The organism is Nitrosomonas aestuarii, assembly GCF_003046585.1.
Classification (GTDB): Bacteria; Pseudomonadota; Gammaproteobacteria; order Burkholderiales; family Nitrosomonadaceae; genus Nitrosomonas; species Nitrosomonas aestuarii.
Map to the genome: position 1 here is coordinate 122,738 of NZ_QAAE01000006.1, position 21,830 is coordinate 144,567.

The window sequence follows — 21,830 nt, forward strand, 5'->3', positions numbered from 1 at the left end:
ACGCCTATCTCTCCCATTAATTTTAATTTTGGTTGCAATGCTATGGCTTCTTTATCGTACTCATTTGGATACAACCCTTACGATCATGCAAGCCAACGAACAGCAATCAATACAGCTTGCCAGCCAGACTGTTGATGCTGTATTCGGAGTATTACACGGCGATGCATTGTATCTTGCAGAAAATTCATCACTGCAGCAATGGCTGAATACGGGAGATCCTGTCATTCGATCACATCTCAACGCCGATTTTCTCGCATTCACCCGAAGTCGACGACTCTATGATCAAGTGCGTTTTTTAGATCAGCATGGACAAGAACTAGCGCGGGTCAACTGGAACGACGGCAAGCCGGAAGTGGTTGCAGAGGAACAACTACAGAGTAAACTGGATAGTTATTACGTAAGAAAAACCCTTGCACTAAATGAGCAGGCCGTCTTTATGTCACCTTTCGATCTTAATATTGAGCACGACGTCATCGAACAGCCAATCAAACCGACGATACATCTAAGCACACCGGTATTCGACAGCAAGGGTCAAAAAAGAGGCCTCATCGTGCTTAATTACCGAGGCCAACGATTGCTTAATCGTCTGCGTGCGATCGCCGACAAGAAATCTGGCGGTCTATGGTTCCTTAACAAAGAAGGCTATTGGATACTGGGCCCACACCCGGATATGGAGTGGGGATTTATGTATCCGGACCGTCAAACGATGCGTTTCGGTCATGAATACGGAGAGGACACTTGGTTGTCTATGCTGAAGGGCCTTCAAATCAACCAGTGGCAGGACGAGAAAGGATTGTTTACCTATACTCGAATAACGCCGGCGACAGCGAAGATAGCGTCGACTGAGCCAGAAGAGTATGTTGGGAACGAACAATGGATAGCGGTTACTCATATTCCGCCTTCAAGCATTAGTGCAAGCATGGCTGGACATGTTCGCGATCTGATCATTGCATTCATGGTGTTGGCACCTTTACTGGCACTGTTGAGTGGGATAATTACCTATCACGATATGCGACGACGGCAAGCTGAAGCGGATGCGCGCAGCAGTGAAGCACGTTATCGCGGACTGCTCGAATTGGCCCCGGACGGCATTGTTATCACGAATAGAAACGGGTGCATTACCATGGTGAATGCGCAGGCGCAAAAGTGGTTTGGTTATACAAAAGATGAATTGATCGGACAACCAATAGAAAAGCTGGTACCCGAGCGGTTTCGTGCCACACATCCCGCTCACCGGCAAAACTATCTTGCAAATCCAGTTGTCCGTCCCATGGGAGCTGGTCTTGAACTATATGCAAGACGCAGCGACGGTAGTGAATTTCCGGTGGAGATCAGTTTAAGTCCCTCGGAAACGGAACAGGGTTTATTGGTAACCAGTATCATTCGTGATATTACTGCGCGTAAGCAGGCTGAAAAAGTACAGGAACAAACCAGAATCCGTTACGAAAAACTGGTTAATAACCTGCCTGTGGGCGTGTATCGCAACAAACCCGATAAAATAGGGAAGTTCCTGGAAGTAAATCAGGCAATGGTAGATATCTTTGAAGCAGAATCCACTGAACAACTGCTTTCTCATCCCTTCAGCGAATCGTATTGCGATCCGGTTGATCGAAAAACTTTCATCGACACGGTGATACGCCAGGGCCATATTCGCGATCACGAAGTTTGTTTGAAAACAATGCAGGGGCGAGAATTTCATGCTGCGCTAACCGCCGTGATGAAGAAAGATGCCAGCGGAGAAATCTTTTTCGACGGCATTATGCAGGACATCAGCGAACGCAAGGAAACGGAACGCAAAGTCCAGCAATTGAACGAAAGTTTGCGCGTCCGCTCGATGGAATTGGAAACAATCAATCAGGAACTCGAAGCATTCAGTTATTCTGTTTCCCACGATTTGCGCGCACCATTGCGGGCCATAGATGGTTTCAGCCGCACATTGCTCAACGAATATGCTGATCGTCTGGATGACAAGGGACGGGACCGGCTTTCCAGAGTACGTGCTGGCGCTCAACGTATGGCGAGTCTCATTGACGATCTGCTCAAGCTGTCGCGGGTTACCCGTACAGAACTCAAATGGAAATCAGTCGATCTTTCGCTGCTTGCCAGCGAGGTAATCGAAAATTTGCGTCAGGACGAACCGAACCGAGCGGTACAGTTCTCGGTGCAGCCCGGAATCACCGTTCAGGGCGATGTGCATTTGCTGCGCGTGGTTATGGATAATCTCCTGGGCAATGCCTGGAAATTTACCAGTCAACGCTCCGAAGCCAGGATTGAAGTGGGTTGCAAACTTGACGAAAAGTTAACTTATTACGTACGTGATAACGGCGCCGGATTCGACATGGCTTATGCGGACAAATTATTTGGTGCTTTTCAACGATTACATGATGCCAGCGAGTTTTCTGGTACCGGTATCGGGCTAGCCACTGTGCAGCGCGTAATCCACAAGCATGGTGGCCGCATCTGGGCTGAAAGTGCTGTCGATCAAGGCGCTATTTTCTACTTTACATTGAACGAGAAAGAAAACAAATGAACGATAAAACGATACTGCTGGTGGAGGACAACCCGGATGATGAGTTATTGACGCTGGAAGCACTGGAGGCAAATCGAATCGGAAATAACGTAATTGTAGCGCGTAACGGCGTTGAAGCACTCGATTACTTGTTTGGTGAAGGTGCTTACGCAGGACGCGATGCTATGGACTGGCCAGCAGTCGTGTTACTGGATTTAAAGCTACCGAAGATAGACGGTCTGGAAGTATTGCGGCGTATTCGTGCCGACGAACGCACCCGGCTGCTGCCAGTGGTAATTCTGACTTCGTCCAATGAGGAAGAGGACCGACTCAAAGGTTATACGCTCGGAGCCAACAGTTATGTACGCAAACCTGTTGATTTCGATCAATTTATCAAAGCAGCGGGACAACTGGGACTCTACTGGTTATTGCTGAATGAAGCGCCACGTGGCTGACATCAATTAGGAAAGTATTCATGCCGAATACTCAGAATCATACAACACCCTTGCGTATATTGCTCATTGAAGATGCAGAAGATGATGCACAACTGCTGGTAGACCACCTAGAGTCAGAAGGATTGGTGTTTGACTGGAGGCGGATTGATACCGAACGCGACATAATTGTGAAGCTACAGGAATCATGGGATATCATTATTTCAGATTTCTCCATGCCTCACTTGAACGGTACCCATGCACTCGAAACCGTTCGTCGGCTCGACCCCGATGTTCCTTTTATTTTCGTTTCGGGAACTATCGGTGAAGACACTGCTGTAAAAGCCATGAAAAGCGGTGCACATGATTATATCATGAAGAATAATCTGAACCGCTTGCTGCCGACGATTCAGCGCGAACTACGTGATGCTCAGGCGCGTCGAGAGGGTCGTCACGCTGAACAGATACTTCGCAAGCTGTCGCTGGTTGTAAAGCAGGCAACTGACAGTGTTTTTATTACCGATTCCAAAGGACGTATCGAATATGTCAATCCGGCTTTTGAAACGCTTACTGGCTATACTGCCGATGAAATAAACGGGAATACGCCCGCTATCCTCAGGTCTGGCAAACATGATCTTGCTTTTTACCAGCAGTTATGGCGCACCATCAACTGTGGTGACATTTTCAAAGGCACTTTGATCAATCGTCGCAAGAATGGAGAATTGTTTCATGAGGAAAAGGTGATCACGCCTTTGAAAGATGCACAAGGGCACATTACTCATTTCGTTTCTACCGGCAGAGATATTACTGCTCGCGTATATGTTGAGCACGCAAACGCCCGACTGATTTCTATTCTGGAGGCAACGCCTGATCTCGTTGCTATTTTTGAACAAGATGGGCGTATCCGCTATTTGAATAAGGCTGGGCGCCAGCTTCTCGGTTTAGATTTCGAAGAAGAAGTCAGTACGCGCCATGTACAGGATCTGGTTCATAATGACACAGCGCAACAACACATCTCTCAAGCTCTGTTAGCTGTCCGCGAGTATGGTATATGGAATGGGGAAACGGTTTTACGAGTTGCTAAAGGAAAAAGGTTGCCGGTTTCACAGGTGATACTGGCACACCGGAATACCGATGGCAGTATTGAGTATCTGTCGACCATCATGAGGGATATCTCAGAGCGGAAACATTTTGAGGCTGAACTGCAACACCAGACTAATCACGATCGTCTGACCGATCTGCCAAATCGTTTTTTTCTTGTTGACCGGTTTACGTCAGCGCTGGAATATGCAAAGCGGCACGGCGAATATGTTGCCGTACTATTCCTGGATATGGATAATTTCAAGAGAGTCAATGACAACCTGGGCCACGCAGCCGGGGACTCCTTGTTGCAGCAGGTAGCTCAGCGGCTAAAGGGTTGCTTTCGTTCAAACGATACAGTTGCGCGTCACGGCGGTGATGAATTCACCATCGTAGCTAATGATATCAAAAACTCGGAAGATGTACTTCGATTGTTGCAAAAGCTACGTACCGCTTTTGAGCGTCCAATATTTATCGGATCGCAAAACATCTATATCACTTTCAGTATCGGTATTGCCTTGTATCCGCACGATGGCGATCAGATAGAAGATCTGTTACATCATGCCGATATTGCCATGTTCCGGGCTAAATCGAGTGGACCAAACCAATATCGTTTTTATGCATCCGAGATGAATGCGCGTAGTCATGAATTATTGAAGCTGGAGGAAGACTTGCGCCTGGCTTTAGACCGTGAGGAATTCTTGCTACATTATCAGCCCCAGTTAGATTTACGCAGTAATCGTATTATCGGCATGGAGGGATTGATTCGCTGGCAGCACCCGGTGCGCGGACTTGTCTCACCTGCGGATTTTGTACCTTTGCTGGAAAATTCGGGTATGATTATTCCTGTCGGCGAATGGGTGTTGCGGCAGGCCTGCAGGGCTCACCGTACAATCCGTGAAGCGGGATTTGATAATTTTCATGTTTCCATCAATGTTTCTGCAGCTCAGTTTAGTGATGAGTATTTGTTCGACAAGATAAAGCGTACCTTACAAGACGAACAGATGCCTCAACAAGCGCTGGAACTTGAGATTACGGAAAATATTCTCATCAAAGACCCAATAAGTGCCACCGAAACGTTGCGAGCGATACATGGACTAGGTGCAAGGATCGCAATTGATGATTTCGGCACCGGATACTCGTCACTGGCTTATTTAAAACGTTTTCCGCTTAATGTACTGAAAATCGACCGGACTTTCGTCAGTGACCTTATCGATGACCCAAGCGATGCTGCGATCGCTGAAGCAAGCATCTCGCTGGCGCATAAACTTGATCTTGAGGTAATTGCTGAGGGTGTTGAAACCGTGCAACAATTAGAGTTCATGCGCACTCATGACTGCGACATGGTTCAGGGATATTATATAAGCAAACCCTTACCCTGGCTTGAATTGATGAAATTTTTACAAAGAAGATAGCATTAACAGGAATAGCAGTTCTGGTGCTAATAATAGTGATGATCAGGTTGCAGCAGGCAAAATTGAGCCTGGGCCACCGGCTCTCTTTCATGCTTTCACGCCAGCACAACTACCAATTCGCCATTGAACAAATCTTTTATAAGAAAGGGCAGAATTCAGATCGCCCGGTTCTGTCGGAGTTTAGCGGACTGAGCGGGTTATTAAACGAATTACTGACGACAAATAAAGCAATTGTAAATTGACCTTTAGCAGATGAAAGAGTATAGTGTCGGCTTTTCCGGGGTGTAGCGTAGCCTGGTAGCGCGCCTGGTTTGGGACCAGGATGTCGGGAGTTCGAATCTCTCCACCCCGACCAATTACAGCCCTAGATATATAGGGTATGCTCGATATGGTGCCCGTAGCTCAATTGGATAGAGCACCAGCCTTCTAAGCTGGGGGTTACAGGTTCGATCCCTGTCGGGCACGCCAGTTATATTTCTATCTAATAGTTGGTCTTTTACACTCTAAACCACATCAGTTTGTGTAAAATAAGCATAAATGCTTATTTTTTAATGGTGGCTGTAGCTCAGTTGGTAGAGTCCCGGATTGTGATTCCGGTTGTCGTGGGTTCGAGCCCCATCAGCCACCCCATAAATCAATCACTTAGAACAACTTGACCAAACCCTGGCTCCTTCTGCGAGACACGAAAAAGGACGCTGCCCAGAAAGCTCAATCTATTCATTCCTCCTGTATTTTAGTTTTCAATTATTAACTCATTTGAATATCACGCCACTCGAGCCTGTGGACAGCTATATCTTTTTACCAGCCAGTATCCCATTTGGTTATACACCATTATAAATCGTATTTTATGATGATAGATCAATATATTAGGTAATTTCACAAACAAACTTATAAAATAGCAAGCTGTCTATCATAACCAACAGATTACAACCTGAATATCAGACAGGAATCTGATTCAGGAAACATTCATGTCATTATTTTCCAACCAGAAATATGGCACTAACCGAGTCAGGTATCAACAAACATAACGCGATTAATAATAAGCGGTAAGCATGTTTCCGTCATGACGCAAGATGATGGCTAGACGACATAAAAAGGTGATAACTGCATGAGCGATGGCAAACTTGAGCGCGAATAACGTCCGCGAATAACGTCCTGATATTACAGTATCACTTTACTTACCCACAGCAAAATTATCTTTGCTGTGGATTATTCATAGACGCAATTTTTAATTCTTATCTTCTTTTGTTAAAAATAGTTTCCTGTCTTTCGAAAACAGAAATCCTCTCAGGAAGTTTTTTCATTATCGCCTGCAAATTCTTTGAGATAATTAGATTGTGATAGTAATAATCGTTATAACGTAACCCTATAAACATAACCCGAGAGCCATGATAACAAAGCCGAAGGTGTCGAGATTCTTTACTCCCCAAAATCATCGCAGAGTTAATGAGTTGATTTTATTAAAATAACATTATGGCACGGATTTTGCTTTGACTACTTACGTGTTTCTCAACACTACAAATGAATAAAAAAAGAGGAAAGAAATATGTCCATACGACAAATCATATTTACGATGTTATTACTGCCAGCTTTCAACATCACAAATGCTGTTGCCGCACCAGTTTATCTCAATAACACTAATATTAGTGTTGCGGTTGGAGCAGGCACCTCCCCTGGCAGTTTTAACAATACGTTTAACGGCGGCAACACTATTGATAAAGTGATTGACGCACCTTCTGCTACTGCGACTGAATTTCACGATCAAAATACTCACATCTGGTTCACAGCAACCAATGTGGGTGGTGGACTGGAACTTCAGTTCAACTTTGGCCAGGAATTTGACTTAAGAACATTGCACTTCTGGAACTATACAAGTGAAGGTTATGATGTAGATAATATTAACTTCACTTTTTTCAATAGCTCTAACACCCAGGTAGGAACGTTAGGAATTGTGCCTGCATTAGGCAGCTCTCCTGGGATTTTAGCACAGGACATTCCCCTTGCCGCACCGTTGAATGTTCAATTTGTGACGGCGTTCTTAACTGGCACCAATAGAGAAGTTGATTTCCAGAACATAGGATTTACTGCCGAAGTATCCACGCCCAGACCCACCCCAAACCCAAACCAAGTCCCTGAACCAGGAATTATTAGCCTTCTAGCAATTGGTTTGTTTGGCACATTAATAGGCAGGCACCGATTTCTCTAATATACACCTCAAAGTCAACTGAGACGTGCACTCAGAAATAATCGTCTAGCTGAGCGAGACGTGCTATTAAAAAATACTGTCGATCTGGATTTATTAATTAGCTTTGCACTGACTCGCCGATTTCACCGAACCTGCCAGCCGACGCTGGCAGGTTCGGGAATAACTGAAAATTGCCAGTTCTTATCCGAATGCTAATCTGAGTACTGCTGTTTAATGTCATCGGTTATATTGCCACTTGTAGCGCAAGAATAGCCTCTGTAAAAAACCTGCCCCCTATGCTGTAATGATCAGAAGATGCTTTATTGCTCACGGGAGTCTCTCTGCTCTCCAAGAACAAAATAATCAAAACATAACTCATTCCTAGATTCGTATAATAAGCTAATTTTGTAATAATCAAAAACAACGCACCTTCAGAAATTAACGCATAAAAACACAGCTGACTAATTTTGGCACACCCCGTTTAATGATTTTTATCATCCTGCTGCTTTTGCGCTCTATTGGCAGCGCGATTTTATTCTGGACATAAATACTACAGCCAATGACTGCTGTATAATGTAAATGTAGTAATTTAATCTGCTGAACTTCATCTCGAATACGGTCGTCATGTTCCTGTTTCAGGCCGCCTAAGAAGCTTTTCAAACGGCATCAATGCGTCTTCAGTCATGCAATTCAATGGTAACCACACCAGACATTTCTGCATGAACAACGAACACAGCACATGGATAATGTGCGCAGAGATCACAAAGCAGCGTCAATTCTGAAACAATCAAAACTTTTATGAAGAAACAACAATCATTCGCGGAATACAGGTCTGTTGCAATCCAGAATCAAACGCACGATTCCATCGTCAGGCTTAATATCGGTTCATGAGTCCTCACTGGCAAACACAGTAAAAACTGCTTGAATAATGTGCTCAGGAAAAAGTATATTGGTGCATGCTGAGAATCTCTCGTTAAGAAAAAGAAAACTTTTTTGCATTATAAGGAAGATACTATGATTCTATATTTTAAAAAGATACTTTTGCTATTCATACCTTTCATTTTTGGCATGGGAATACATTTCCCGGCCTTAGCACTAGACAGCATTGATGTGCATAAAAAAGTAATCAGTCCAGAAGAGCACTTCTGGATTGAAAGTCAGGCACGCTTTTCGGCACGTATTGATAGTGGCGCAAAAAGTACATCTATTCACGCCATAGATATTGAAGTAGAAGATGCAGCAGAATCCATGGAGGAAAATGTCGGTAAACAGGTCAGCTTTACCATCGTTAATGAGAAAGGTGAGCAATGGTCGATGTCCAGGCGAATCAGCTCTGTAACCAAAGTTCGAAATTCACAAGGCGTCGAGTATCGTTACAATGTTCCGTTACGCATTGGCTGGAACAAAATTAATAAAACAATCGATGTTAATTTACGCGATCGCAGCAGAATGACTTACAAATTACTTGTTGGACGAGACTGGATGAAGCGCGAAGTAGTCATTGATTTAGAACAGTAATCTATATTATCACCTGTCCAGAAACGTGCATCCCTGCACATTCGCTTACCAATACCAGTATCTGTGCGCGCCGTCTACGATAAGCGGCGTGTCACCCTCAATGAATGACACCTTCAAGTTGATCACGCTTATCAGATATCGTTGCCACCTCGTATCGCTTTCTCATTATATAGGCTATGGTTATACTGCTGTGAAACCAGATTGTATCCCAAGTTATTTTATTGAAGCGCTACTAGACAATTCAGGATTATTTTTGCATGACGCATGCCGCAATATTACAGGTATCGTGCAGCGCACCCGAAACAAAACGGTCCATTTTTGATAACCATTTTGCCGGCATATAGTTTTCAGTGATATTGACCAGATTAACGCCGGTCAAATCTTTACGTTGCAAGACATCCTGCATCACCGTAAAGGCCAGTAAATTTCCAAGGGTTAAATCGACCATCATTTCCATTTCGTTCGGATTGTGACTGCCGCCATAACTTCTTTCCATTAACAGCACTTGACCGGAGTCCAAAAGCTGCGAGGGCTGTAAGTGCTGCTTAATCTCGTGTCTGATTTTGACTGCAAAGCTTTCCTCCAGATTCCTGACAATATCATCCACTGCCTCCTGCGCTTTTATCATGACCGAATCATTTGCCTCACGCATATCCAATGATAGTCTCACCTGCGCATAATTTTTGACAAAACTAACCGGCTCAATACGCCCAATGGTGATGCCTTCACCTCCAGCAGACACCTGAGCGGTCAATTCTCCAGCCGCAGCGGCCTGCAGAATACGCAAGATTTCTTCACCAAATTCGGGAGTAAAATTTTCAGCTTGTATGGCCAGGGTAACAGCAGCCTGACCGGGGATGACGTTACGGTTAGTACCAGGCTGAATGTCTATATCTCCAATTACTGATTGCAGCTCATTGAAATACCCGGCGTTTTTTACAATCCAGTCATGGAATATACGCGCTAATCTCGCAATCCCGACACCGGGGTCTCGACGATCTGCTGTTGCTGTGGCACCGGCATGGTTTTTTTCTCCTTCCAGTTCGCAACGCAGTGCAAAACCCGGATTGGCATGACAATAACTATCACCAATCGGATGTATCATGCCCACTGTAAAACGTGTATTCAAAAAAGGCGTTTGCTGAGTAAGTTCACGCAACCGGCAATTCATCTCCAAAGCAGCTTGCTCAGCCAGCAGTCCATCAAAGAAAAAATCTCTTTGATGAATACCCATAATTGTTCCAACTGTAATAATCGGTACACCCGCACGATCCAATACTGGCCCCTGCTCGATATGCCGCTCAAAAGTATGCCTGGTGAAGAAATCCGTCGGGTTATAACAAGAATTAATCAAATCCTGGCCTGTTCCCTGTAATTCATGGGCCAGATTTATTCTGCCATCTTCACAGGCCATTTTGAATACCGTCAGACAGTCAATCAGTTTATCACCATAACGTTCACAATCTTGGTTAACCATGTTGTGAACCGATTCCGGTCTCGCATGACCTGCAACCGCAGCACTGCCAGACATGGAAACACCTTCGCCCGTAAATGTCATTTCTTCATTATTAAACGCGGTGACAGCAAGCCTGACCATGGAATCATCATCCGCTATTTTAATGTCACAATATTCCTCCAGGTCAGCTATCAGTTCTGCTGTTTGAATGCCGCCCGTTACACCCAAGCGGCCATCGAACTTTCCGCCATCATTGACTGTATCTATGTGAGAACAATGATTCACGCTATGACGCAGTATATTCCTTATGTTAAGTTTTTTCTGGCTGAGCGCATTACGTTCTGTATGATTCAAACGTACACCATGTATATTCCCAACCTTGTCAATGAAAACGGAAAGCTGAACCTTGTTCATTTGCCGAATGGTTTCCAAGGCACATTTTTGAAACTGCACATTGAGCGCTCTGGCGTCAATATGGCCGTCATCTCGTGTAGCAAGCACGCCCAATTTATCAATGCGCCGTCGCTGCCGAACGCCGATGCCACGTAGCGGACTGTTTGCAGTCACAGTACGTAAATGTTCGCGCAAATCTTCCCCATTTTTTATTTTTTCAGCCAAGTATTGCAACGAATTAAAATATACAATTGTAATCGCGCAATCAGCCAGTGCCTCCAATTCTTTTTCAGCCCAAAATGCATCACCGGCCAAAATCTGCGCAAGCTGCAGCTTGTCCGCCAAGCTGTCAAGTTCAGTACGGATACTGCCTATAGCATGATGATGATTTTCACGCGCTTCGATTAATGCCGGTATATGTAAGTGAAATTCGTCCCCACTTCCCGTCAATTGTAATTTCTCATTTCGGTACTGCTCGTCTTCGTTATGAAAATTGTTAACATAACTCCAGGTATCAGGATCGCCTATGGAACCCGGTTCTGCCCCGGTTAACGACCGGATCAACTGATTATGTGCTTGTAGATCGATGTCTTGCAATCTGCTCGGAGATCCAAGTTTTTTTGAGACTTCAGTACGTTGATCTCGCGTTAGATACTCCGGGCGTAACCGGAAATGTCCCAATAAGTATGCAGTAAACAATAAAGATTCGGAAGCATCCAGTTTCTCGCGAAGCGCCTCGATAACAAAGGGCCCTGCGGGTTCCAGTGTTGGGTCGATCACGCGCTCCACCACTCGTTGATGCACCTGATCCCAAAACTTCAGTACTGTAAAAACATGGCTTCGCGCCAGAACAAATTGAATTACTTTTTCGTGATGCAAGGCATATGCGCCCACCTGAATTGTTTTTTGAGTGGGATGCACATTTGCGACCACATTGGATAGCATTTTGCGTAACTGCGGATCGAGCAAATCACCCAGTTGAGCTAGCGGATTATGGGCGCGTAAAGCATGAGGACGCAAACGCATGTCAACTTGATCGAGTGCATCCGGCGACATATCACGCTCAAGAATCATACCGCGTTGAATAGCCCAGCCGGGAATCTTCATCTCTATAAGCTGTTTGATAATCAGGCTGGTTTTTTTACCGCAACCATATTCAGCAACGGAATACGGAAGCGATAGATATGTGAGTATTATTTTAAAAATCGCTTCCTGTTCGGTTAGCAGCGGCAACCCTGAAGAAGCATCCTTTGCAATGGCAGCCGGCAGCCCATCAATCGGTTCGCAATAAAATAACATAGGACCTCAATAAAGCTTTAAAAGCCTTTCATTCTGAACCGATGCACATTCAAACTCAAGCACGCCTGCAATAAAAAAGATATTCGATTCATCTGAAATCTCTAATAAACGTGACACAAGCCTTTCAAAAAGTTATATTAACCCGACACTCGCTTTACCTGAAACCGGATTTATACTAAAAATGCGTTGATCAGGGATGAATATCCACATCTATTGACTATTCATGCGAATAATCAACCCCGGTTTTTAAGATATTGCAACCCATATTTAATAAACACATGTACTACCTAGGAACATACCATGACGCACAATCTATTTAACAGCCAGCAAGATCTGACAATTTCTAACGGAACGAGCGCTAAATATTTTTCTCTGCCTGCACTGGAGAAAAATGGACTGGGTAAAATCTCCCGATTACCGGTATGTATCCGAATTATTCTGGAATCTGTGCTACGCAATTGTGACGGCAAGAAAATTACGGAAGCGCATATCCGGCAACTGGCTGGCTGGGAACCTAACGCTGCAAGAACGCACGAAATTCCATTTGTTGTTTCCCGGATCGTTTTGCAGGATTTTACCGGCGTGCCATTACTGGTAGATCTGGCGGCCATGCGTAGCGCTGCCAAAAAACTAGGGAAAAACCCTGAGTTAATTGAGCCGCTTGTGCCCGTTGATCTGGTGGTTGATCATTCCATTCAGGTTGACCATTATGGCAATAAGGATGCGCTCAAGCTGAATATGGAAATTGAATTTGAACGTAATCATGAACGGTACCAATTTATTAAATGGGGAATGCATGCGTTTGAGACATTCAAGGTAATTCCACCGGGCATCGGTATCGTGCACCAAGTTAATCTAGAACATCTTGCACGCGGCGTGCACCTGAATAATGGCGTCATTTTTCCAGATACGCTCGTCGGCACCGATTCTCACACCACCATGATTAACGGCATAGGTGTTGTGGGTTGGGGCGTTGGCGGCATCGAAGCCGAAGCAGGAATGCTCGGTCAGCCAGTTTACTTTCTGACACCTGACGTCATCGGTGTTAATTTAACAGGCCGGTTACGCGAGGGCGTTACCGCAACAGATATGGTGCTTACAGTCACCGAGATGCTGCGCAGTGCAAATGTAGTCGGAAAGTTTGTTGAATTTTTTGGCGAAGGTACCGCGTCACTAACAGTGCCTGACCGTGCCACAATTGCCAATATGGCGCCAGAATACGGAGCGACCATGGGTTTTTTCCCTGTCGATGACGCCACCATTGCATACTTTAAAGGAACAGGACGTAGTGAAGAGGAAATAGACATACTTCAGCGTTATTTTCAGGCTCAACAGATGTTTGGCATTCCTCGCCTCGGCGATATCGACTACAGCAATGTTCTGGAGCTCGATTTAAACACGGTTTCACCTTCGCTCGCCGGCCCGAAAAGACCGCAAGACCGCATTGATATGGCTCAAATGAAAAACCGCTTCACTGAGCTATTCTCAAAACCGGTTTCTGAAAACGGTTATGGCAAAAAACACGACGATCTGAGTCAACGCTATCGGGTACGTCATGCGCCCAATGAGGAAGCCGATGTGTGCACCCGTATTGACACCAACATCCCAGATGAAAGCGGTTTGCCATCCGGCAGCGAGCGTCATATTACTGAAATGGTCAGCAATCACCCAACGCCTGACGCAGTTGAATTACCCTGTGATAATTTAGAAGAGACCATTGATCTGGGGCATGGGGATGTTTTGATAGCGGCCATCACCTCCTGTACGAACACTTCGAATCCAAGTGTGCTTCTTGCAGCCGGTTTATTGGCCAAGAAAGCGGCAGAAAAAGGACTGTCTGTCGGGCATCATATCAAAACATCGCTCGCACCCGGCTCCAGAGTAGTTTCGGATTATCTTGCGGTCACCGGTCTGTTGCCTTATCTGGAAAAACTGGGCTTTAATATAGCCGGTTACGGCTGCACCACCTGTATTGGCAATGCCGGACCGCTGGCTGAGCCTATCGAAGAATCTATCGTCAAGAATGATCTGGTATGCGCGGCGGTCCTTTCAGGAAACCGTAATTTTGAAGCGCGTATTCATACCAATATCCGCGCAAATTTTCTGGCCTCTCCACCACTAGTCGTGGCTTATGCCATTGCCGGCACAGTATTAAAAGATCTTACGACCGAACCGTTAGGCACAGATGATAAAAATAATTCCATCTTTCTCAAGGATATATGGCCAAGCAGTGAGGAAGTCCAGGCGTTGATGAAATTCGCGACCAATGCCGACACATTCCGCAAACTCTATAGCGATCTCACCAAAGATCATCCACTCTGGAACAGTATTTCATCTGCCACCGGTGAAACATATGATTGGCCTTCATCCACCTATATCGCTGAACCGCCGTTTTTTGAAAATTTTTCCATGCAACCTGAAAAATCCGATAAAACAAGCGATATCCAAAACGCTTATGCCCTTGGAATATTTGGCGACTCGGTTACAACAGACCATATCAGTCCGGCCGGAGCAATCAAAGCAGCCTCTCCGGCGGGTGAATATTTACTGGAAAATCATGTTGCAAAAGCTGATTTCAACAGTTACGGCTCCCGCCGCGGGAACCATGAAGTAATGATGCGCGGAACTTTCGCCAACGTACGAATCAGAAATCTGATGGTACCTGGAAGCGAAGGCGGCGTTACTTTTTATCAAGCGGACAAGCAGGCAGAAAGCAAACAAATGAGTGTTTATGAAGCCGCCATGAAATACCAGTCACAAGGTATTCCGACTATTGTGTTTGGCGGCAAGGAATATGGTACCGGCTCCAGCCGGGATTGGGCCGCAAAAGGAACGCAACTGCTGGGTGTAAAAGCAGTTATCGCATCCAGCTATGAACGCATCCACCGCAGTAATTTGATTGGCATGGGTGTGCTTCCCCTGCAGTTCAAGAATAATGACAGCGTCAAATCACTAGACATCCAGGGTGATGAACAGTTTGATATTCAGGGACTGGATGATCTGCAGCCACAACAGGATGTAACACTTGTTATACATAAAAAAGACGGCACCGAAAAAGAAGTCAGGCTTTTATGCCGCATCGATACCGTAATCGAAACAGACTACTATCTGCATGGTGGAATTTTACCTTACGTACTCAGAGAATTGCTTCACAAAGACTAAACCCGGGGGATCGGCATCAAAATTGTTTTAATGCGTCAAAAAGTCGATCATTTAACAGACGGGGCAACAAACAGATTGAATTGAGTAATGTTGATACATTCATGGGCAAACTCGCTACAAATATTCGTACTTAGCCTGAACGCCATCAACTGAGTAATGACATATTAATAGCCGATTTTGTGGTCAAAATTGAACGTGGCTCAATACCAGATTGGTTGTCTGTCTGAATATAGTTACAGGCATGATAGTGATTCTGGAACACAATACATGATGAACTATTTCGATCTTTAAAAGACAAACAACCTTTCATTTGGTTTTACGTTAAATGACAAATGCGTACAATCGTTTGGCCAGATGAAACCGGTTTCACGCAGATTACAATACACCTTTACTGGCCTGGCTGATAAACCCAAAACAGGAGACGGATATGAATGAACAAATATCAAACGAAGTATTCCGGAAAGAGACCTGTCCCTATGGCAAAAAAGCAGTCAAACTGCTTGATCAGCAAGGCGTAGATTACCAGGATCATATCTTCCAGTCCGAGAAGGATGAGGAAGATTTCAAAGCACGCTGGCGTGTTGATACTACACCGCAAATCTTTTTAAATGGCGCGCGTATTGGAGGCTATACAGAGCTGGCAGATCATTATGATGTAGAGACAGATAAGGATGAGGCTGAAGAAACTTCATATATTCCTGTAATCGCTGTTTTTGGCATCGCTCTCCTCATGGCGATACTCACACAGAATATCATGTACAGCTTTATGGGATATGCCTTGTGTCTATTAGCTTGTCTTAAGCTGATGGATCTGAATGGTTTTGTAGAAGGTTTTAAAAAATATGATCTCATCACCAAAGTCTGGCCGTTTTATGGAAAAATTTATCCTTTTGCTGAATTGATTGCCGGACTGGGTTTTTTAGCACCGCAGTATCTTCATCTCACTGGTTGGTTAGCCTTGTTCGTCGGCATTGCCGGTGGCATTTCTATTTTCAAGGCGGTTTATATTGATAAAACCGATTTAAACTGCGCCTGTATCGGCGGCGGATCCAACGTGCCGCTTGGGGCAGTGAGCTTCTCTGAAAATGCCATGATGGCGCTGATGGGCGCGTGGGTATTATTTATTTAGCCGAGCATTAATTCTGCAACTAGGCATGTTTTTTAAATATAAATTTACGCTCAACACCATATATTCTTATTAATCTGCGGCAATGCTTTTTTAACCCATAATCTCCAACTGAACCCGACAATATGGCACAGACAACTCCGGATACAAAACACGCAGTCGATAGCGTGGGCTGGCAATTTGATAACAGTTATGCGCGTCTGCCGGAATCCTTTTATGCTCGGATTCACCCGGTACCGGTGCGGACGCCGCGTGTAGCAATATTGAACCATACGCTGGCGGAATCGTTGGGACTGAACCTACGCACTTTGTCCCAAGCTGAAGCCGCAGCACTGTTTTCCGGCAATGTTTTGCCTGATGCAGCACAGCCTATCGCACAAGCTTATGCCGGTCATCAATTCGGCAGTTTCACGATGTTGGGAGATGGACGGGCAATTTTGCTTGGGGAACACACTACCCCGGACGGTAACAGGTTTGATATTCAGTTAAAAGGCTCGGGACGTACACCGTTTTCACGGCGCGGCGACGGCCGTGCGGCACTCGCCCCCATGCTTCGTGAATACATCATCAGCGAAGCGATGCATGCGCTGGGCATTCCCACCACACGCAGCCTGGCCGTTGTCACGACCGGTGAACCTGTTGTAAGGGAGACACTGTTGCCGGGTGCCATACTCACGCGCGTGGCGGCAAGCCATATCCGCGTAGGCACGTTTGAATATGTTGCAAGGTCGACAGATGTGGAAGGTATCAGAATTCTGGCCGATTATGCCATCCGGCATCATTACCCGGACCTTCTCGAAACTGACAACCCCTATCTTGCGCTGCTACACAACGTGATCGAACGTCAGGCGTCACTGGTGGCGCAGTGGCTGCTGGTGGGTTTCATTCACGGCGTAATGAATACGGATAATATGGCGATCAGTGGTGAGACGATTGACTATGGACCATGTGCGTTTATGGATACATACGATCCGAATACGGTATTCAGTTCGATCGATCATCAGGGGCGCTATGGTTATCATAATCAATCACGCGCCGCACAATGGAATCTTGCGCGCTTTGCCGAAACATTGTTGCCGTTGCTGCATCCGGCACAGGAAAAAGCGCTTACTTTGGCGGAAGAAGCGATCCATGCTTTTCCCGGGATTTTCCAGAATTACTGGCTGTCGGGCATGCGCAAAAAATTAGGGCTGTTTACTGAGGAGATGGAGGATATTCAGCTCATTGAAACGCTGTTGACCTTGCTGCATAAACATCAGGCCGATTATACCAATAGTCTGCGGGCACTGGCTTTGGAAGTCTTGCCTGATGAAAACGTGTTTCTGGATGACGCATTTGTTACATGGCATACGCACTGGCAGGCGCGATTATCACACCAGCCTGAGTCCATGCAATCGTCCTTGAATTTGATGCAAAAAAACAATCCGGCGATCTTGCCGCGTAATCACCGCGTTGAAGCGGCACTGACCGCAGCTTCTGAACAGGGCGATTATGCGCCGATGCACCGATTGCTTGCAGCAGTGGCCACTCCCTATACTGATACACCGGAATATCTGGATTATCGTACCCCACCGGAACCAACAGAGCGCGTCTATCAGACATTCTGCGGCACGTAAGCAAATGAAGTTTTCTTCAATCGAAGTGTGCACTCAACTGCGTAGCTGCCCCGGATTACCCTCGGGGCAGCTACGCGGATCATGATTTAGACTGCCTGATTGGTCTGGTCCAGCGCTGACAGCATATACGGATAGACATCTTTCACTGCATTTTTGCCAAATATGCAATCAATATGACCGTAACCAGGTATCACATGGCGCGCGTAGCCATCCGGCCCGTTGACTTCCACCAGCTTACTGAAGCTGCGTTCGGTGGATTCTGGAAGATAGCTGGCATTTTCCACACCGTGAATGAAAGTAATGGGAATCTTTAATTTATCCCAGTGCGGCGTATAAACATTTTTACCTTCCGCATTTACGATATGTTTCTCACGGGCGCAAAGTGCCAGATGTCGAAAGATATCCATATGACAAATACCGAATAATTCATGCAAATTATCATGCGTCAGACGGTTTAGCTGGTCATGTTCGTAAAGCAGGGAATACATGAAACTGACACGGTGGCATACGGCACTTGCGCAGCGCTCTTCCACATCAAAATGTTGCAGATTGAGCGCCTTGTCATATAACTTGTTCAACCAACTGCTTTTATTGTCAGCATAAGCGGTGGCTGAATCGACGCCAATCGCATCCAGCAGTGACGGCAAATGCAAACCAGCTTTTGCTTTTACAATCGGCGCGACGATATGATCCGGTCCGATTTGTGAAGCTACCGCAGCGCGAACATGTTGCAATCCGCTCATCATGGCCATGAAAAATGTGGTGGATCCGGCGCAATGAACCAATGCTTGGATATCCGGGCTACCTGTGGCATCCAAAATAATCTTAACAGCCGCCGGATAATCGTAACGGGCAATGTCATCAAGCGTCCACCCCTGCTTCGCACTGGACAAAGCAATACTGATGCGCATTTCCAGCAACCAACAGTCATAGCCGTTGATATAGAGATATTCCAGCAGATTGGTATCGATAGTATCCGTCGTAAAAATTTGACTGGAAACACCGGCACCATGCACCATCAGCAGTGGCCCTTTTTTACCCCCCTGATAACGGGTAAGGCGCAGAGGAACGCCGTCGCTTGTATTGAAATGATACACTTCCGGTGCGCCGACACGCAGACTGCGCTTTTTACGCGGCGGCGCATCTGCATCCAGGTATTGTGGAGGCACCAGCACGCCACCGTAAATATGGTAGAGATCTCCGGCGAAATAAATACCGAAACGTGCAATGGCTTGCAGCCGATCGGTCATAGTTAGTGCACCTATTGCGTCAATAGTGGTGATCTGGCGGACAAAATCAAGCGGCTGAATGTACAACATCCCGCGCCCTTTAACTGCAGCAGCATCATCCGCACCGTCGTAGATAGTGATATATAGTTGAGTAGTATCAGACCAGATATCGATACCTGGGTCATTATGAATGATTTTGTGACCTTCGAAATACCAGGTTTTGCCGTCTTCTGCGTACATCTGGAAACGGTATTTCATGTATTCCTGACCCACCTGCTTGGGATCACGTGCGAACAGATTAAAAACGCCTTGTGTGACAGTCAAGGGGGATGCCGACAGGCCGGGTGCAGTGACTGTACCCACCATGCCGCCATTATAGCCACCGCCTTGCTTAATTAAGGCATCGAGATCATTGACACTGACGGTCAGTGTAAAATCCAGACTATTACCGCCTTCCTTACCGGAGCGTACGGCTTGCTCATAATCACCGTGTTCAGCCCACCAGCCGCGCATTGTTTCGGTAAAGCGCACGCCGACGGTGGCCGGTTCCGCTTCACGAGGCTGCGAAAGACTGGTGAAATCATAGGTGTAACCCTCAGCTTCGGCGAAAAGCTCCATGCTGCGCTCAGTAAGCGCGGAAATGGTCAACAATGGATTAACGCCCAATGAGCGCGGCACAATGCTGCCGTCAGCCACATGAAGTCCTTCATGCACCGTGGTGCCCGCCGTGCCGGTAAACACCCTGCCGCGGTGATCTACCACGCCGGATTGTGCATCTTTGCCCATGCAGCAACCACCCAGCGGGTGCACAGTAACCAGACTGTTATCCAGTTCTTTTGTCCAGATTGGATTCTGAACGTAGGTACCGCCATTGGCGGCGGTAACCTGCTCCATAAAATCGCTGTCACGTTTAAACACGGGTTTGTCCCCGACATCAGGCCAATCGACACTGATGCAATTATTGTGCATGGTCAAGCGGCCATCAGAGCCGTCATGGCTCATAATCAAATAAACTTGGGTATTATGAACCGCACCGTGGTAAGCGCCACGCACCATACTTTCCAGAACGCGTCCATGTTCGCTGATTTCATCGTTCAGGCCACTATCCGTATCCTTGCCAATCAAACCGGCAGCCGATGCCATCAGTCCTGGCAGAATACTGCTGAGCGCACCGGGCAGGCTGCCCTCTTCCAGAATTAAACCCTGTTCCAGATCTGCGGTTGCGCGATCATCAATCATGGTCGTGATGCAGGGCCCGACCGGATCAATCTCGCCTACCGGATGATTGCCAAAACCGATCGCGTTAATTGGCATATCATTGTTAAAACCGAACCCCAGCACATCGCCATTCGATGAAAAGTGCTCGCCGACTTTATCAGAAAGGGGCAAACCATTTTCTTTCGAGCGCAATAGAATTTCTGTACTGCCAAGCGTACCTGCACCGAGAAATACCTGCTTACAACGCAACACAAGATCGGGCGCATCGAAAGTTTCCCGCCCGACTTCCATGATCTGGCAATGCACCAGCCAGTCATTACCGTCTTTTTCCAGCCAGCGTACGGCTATCTGGGTGTAGATTTCCACGCCGTTGTTCCAAGCGTCCGGCAGGTAATTCATCAGCGTAGTATTCTTGGCACCGTAGTTGCAACCGGATACGCAGTCACCGCAGTAGGTACAGGCCGGCTGATGCACGCCAGCTTCATTAATCCGGTCTTTGAACGTTACATTGATCGGCGGAAAGGTGACCGGTCGGTTAACCGCTTTGGCGGAATTTTTCTGCGCTTCCGCCTTGGGCAGCGTCGGTACGCCATGCTGACCATCCGGGAACGGCTGCGCGCCAAGCATGGTCATTGCGCGGTCATAACAGGCAGACATCCGCTCTCTGTCCTGACGGATTTCATCCGGCCAGCGCGGGTCGTCAAAGACGCGGTCATCCGCTTTCAGAGACACATTGGCATTGATCAGCGAAGTGCCGCCTAAACCGCAACCAACAATAACATTCATGTCCTTGCCGGCATACAGATTGAACAGGCCGGTATGGTCACCAATATGTTTGTCATGCAGGTTGATTTGAAACTCTTTACCTGCTTCGAGCAGGGTATCAGGGTACTCGCCGGTCTGGATTTCCCTGCCGCGCTCCAGCAGACACACGTCCAGCTTGCTGCCGTCGCCGCGCTTCATTCTTCCCAAACGGGATGCGGCGATAGCACCGCCATAACCTGAACCAATTACAATTGCATCATATCGATCTTTTAAACGGGTGCGAGGTGAGGCAAGGCGTTTCATTTGTCGACTCCATGAAAAAAGTTGGACATTGAATGAAATCAGCTTTTCCTGCTATCTTTGTACATAGCATTGGCTGAGTTTTGCAATATTAATTGCAAAATACGTTTTAAACAAATCAATACCGC

Annotated in this window: 10 protein-coding genes and 3 tRNA genes; 11 read left to right on the plus strand and 2 right to left on the minus strand. The window is 46.4% G+C overall.

The window, feature by feature from the left end:
• The first annotated feature begins 37 nt into the window (after positions 1 to 37).
• The 8 genes from C8R11_RS07220 (at position 38) to C8R11_RS07265 (ending at position 9,138) form a co-directional block, all read left to right on the plus strand.
• Positions 38 to 2,530: a sensor histidine kinase gene (locus C8R11_RS07220; protein WP_244907591.1), complete on the plus strand. Its 2,493-nt coding sequence runs from the start codon at positions 38 to 40 to the stop codon at positions 2,528 to 2,530.
• On the plus strand, positions 2,527 to 2,964 hold the full coding sequence (locus tag C8R11_RS07225; protein WP_107795123.1) for a response regulator: 438 nt from the start codon (positions 2,527 to 2,529) through the stop codon (positions 2,962 to 2,964). The genes C8R11_RS07220 and C8R11_RS07225 overlap by 4 nt, the downstream gene beginning before the upstream one ends.
• A 20-nt stretch (positions 2,965 to 2,984) precedes the next feature.
• Entirely contained in the window at positions 2,985 to 5,435 is a 2,451-nt protein-coding gene (locus C8R11_RS07230; protein ID WP_107795124.1) for an EAL domain-containing protein, read from the plus strand.
• 278 nt (positions 5,436 to 5,713) lie between these two features.
• Positions 5,714 to 5,790, plus strand: a tRNA-Pro gene (locus tag C8R11_RS07240).
• A gap of 36 nt (positions 5,791 to 5,826) precedes the next feature.
• Positions 5,827 to 5,903, plus strand: a tRNA-Arg gene (locus tag C8R11_RS07245).
• Between the two features lie 86 nt (positions 5,904 to 5,989).
• Positions 5,990 to 6,065, plus strand: a tRNA-His gene (locus C8R11_RS07250).
• A gap of 916 nt (positions 6,066 to 6,981) precedes the next feature.
• Positions 6,982 to 7,641, plus strand: coding sequence for a PEP-CTERM sorting domain-containing protein (locus C8R11_RS07255; RefSeq protein WP_107795126.1), 660 nt, complete (start codon positions 6,982 to 6,984; stop codon positions 7,639 to 7,641).
• Between the two features lie 993 nt (positions 7,642 to 8,634).
• Positions 8,635 to 9,138 carry a putative ATP-dependent zinc protease gene (locus C8R11_RS07265; protein WP_107795128.1) on the plus strand — a complete coding sequence of 168 codons (504 nt, stop codon included), beginning with the start codon at positions 8,635 to 8,637 and terminating at the stop codon, positions 9,136 to 9,138.
• 247 nt (positions 9,139 to 9,385) lie between these two features.
• Here C8R11_RS07265 and C8R11_RS07270 read toward each other — a convergent pair whose 3' ends face one another.
• The gene (locus tag C8R11_RS07270) at positions 9,386 to 12,286 is read right to left on the minus strand and encodes a zinc-binding metallopeptidase family protein (RefSeq protein WP_107795129.1); all 2,901 of its coding nucleotides are present in this window, start codon (positions 12,284 to 12,286) and stop codon (positions 9,386 to 9,388) included.
• Between the two features lie 300 nt (positions 12,287 to 12,586).
• Between C8R11_RS07270 and C8R11_RS07275 the strand changes: the two genes are divergently transcribed.
• From C8R11_RS07275 to C8R11_RS07285, 3 genes are all read left to right on the plus strand, one after another.
• On the plus strand, positions 12,587 to 15,448 hold the full coding sequence (locus C8R11_RS07275; protein ID WP_107795130.1) for an aconitate hydratase: 2,862 nt from the start codon (positions 12,587 to 12,589) through the stop codon (positions 15,446 to 15,448).
• A gap of 427 nt (positions 15,449 to 15,875) precedes the next feature.
• Positions 15,876 to 16,577 (plus strand): MauE/DoxX family redox-associated membrane protein, encoded by a 702-nt coding sequence (locus C8R11_RS07280; protein ID WP_107795131.1) that lies wholly within the window; start codon positions 15,876 to 15,878, stop codon positions 16,575 to 16,577.
• A gap of 122 nt (positions 16,578 to 16,699) precedes the next feature.
• The gene (locus C8R11_RS07285) at positions 16,700 to 18,190 is read left to right on the plus strand and encodes a protein adenylyltransferase SelO (protein ID WP_107795132.1); all 1,491 of its coding nucleotides are present in this window, start codon (positions 16,700 to 16,702) and stop codon (positions 18,188 to 18,190) included.
• 86 nt (positions 18,191 to 18,276) lie between these two features.
• On the opposite strand, the gene C8R11_RS07290 is transcribed toward C8R11_RS07285, so the two are convergent.
• Positions 18,277 to 21,705, minus strand: a complete 3,429-nt coding sequence (locus C8R11_RS07290) for a GMC oxidoreductase (RefSeq protein ID WP_107795133.1) — start codon at positions 21,703 to 21,705, stop codon at positions 18,277 to 18,279.
• Positions 21,706 to 21,830 lie beyond the last annotated feature (125 nt).

Excerpts from the sequence above, each read along its gene's own strand:
- C8R11_RS07220 (WP_244907591.1), top strand. The coding sequence starts at position 38 with ATGCTATGGCTTCTTTATCGTACTCATTTGGATACAACCCTTACGATC.
- C8R11_RS07225 (WP_107795123.1), top strand. The coding sequence starts at position 2,527 with ATGAACGATAAAACGATACTGCTGGTGGAGGACAACCCGGATGATGAG.
- C8R11_RS07230 (WP_107795124.1), top strand. The coding sequence starts at position 2,985 with ATGCCGAATACTCAGAATCATACAACACCCTTGCGTATATTGCTCATT.
- C8R11_RS07255 (WP_107795126.1), top strand. The coding sequence starts at position 6,982 with ATGTCCATACGACAAATCATATTTACGATGTTATTACTGCCAGCTTTC.
- C8R11_RS07265 (WP_107795128.1), top strand. The coding sequence starts at position 8,635 with ATGATTCTATATTTTAAAAAGATACTTTTGCTATTCATACCTTTCATT.
- C8R11_RS07270 (WP_107795129.1), bottom strand. The coding sequence starts at position 12,286 with ATGTTATTTTATTGCGAACCGATTGATGGGCTGCCGGCTGCCATTGCA.
- C8R11_RS07275 (WP_107795130.1), top strand. The coding sequence starts at position 12,587 with ATGACGCACAATCTATTTAACAGCCAGCAAGATCTGACAATTTCTAAC.
- C8R11_RS07280 (WP_107795131.1), top strand. The coding sequence starts at position 15,876 with ATGAATGAACAAATATCAAACGAAGTATTCCGGAAAGAGACCTGTCCC.
- C8R11_RS07285 (WP_107795132.1), top strand. The coding sequence starts at position 16,700 with ATGGCACAGACAACTCCGGATACAAAACACGCAGTCGATAGCGTGGGC.
- C8R11_RS07290 (WP_107795133.1), bottom strand. The coding sequence starts at position 21,705 with ATGAAACGCCTTGCCTCACCTCGCACCCGTTTAAAAGATCGATATGAT.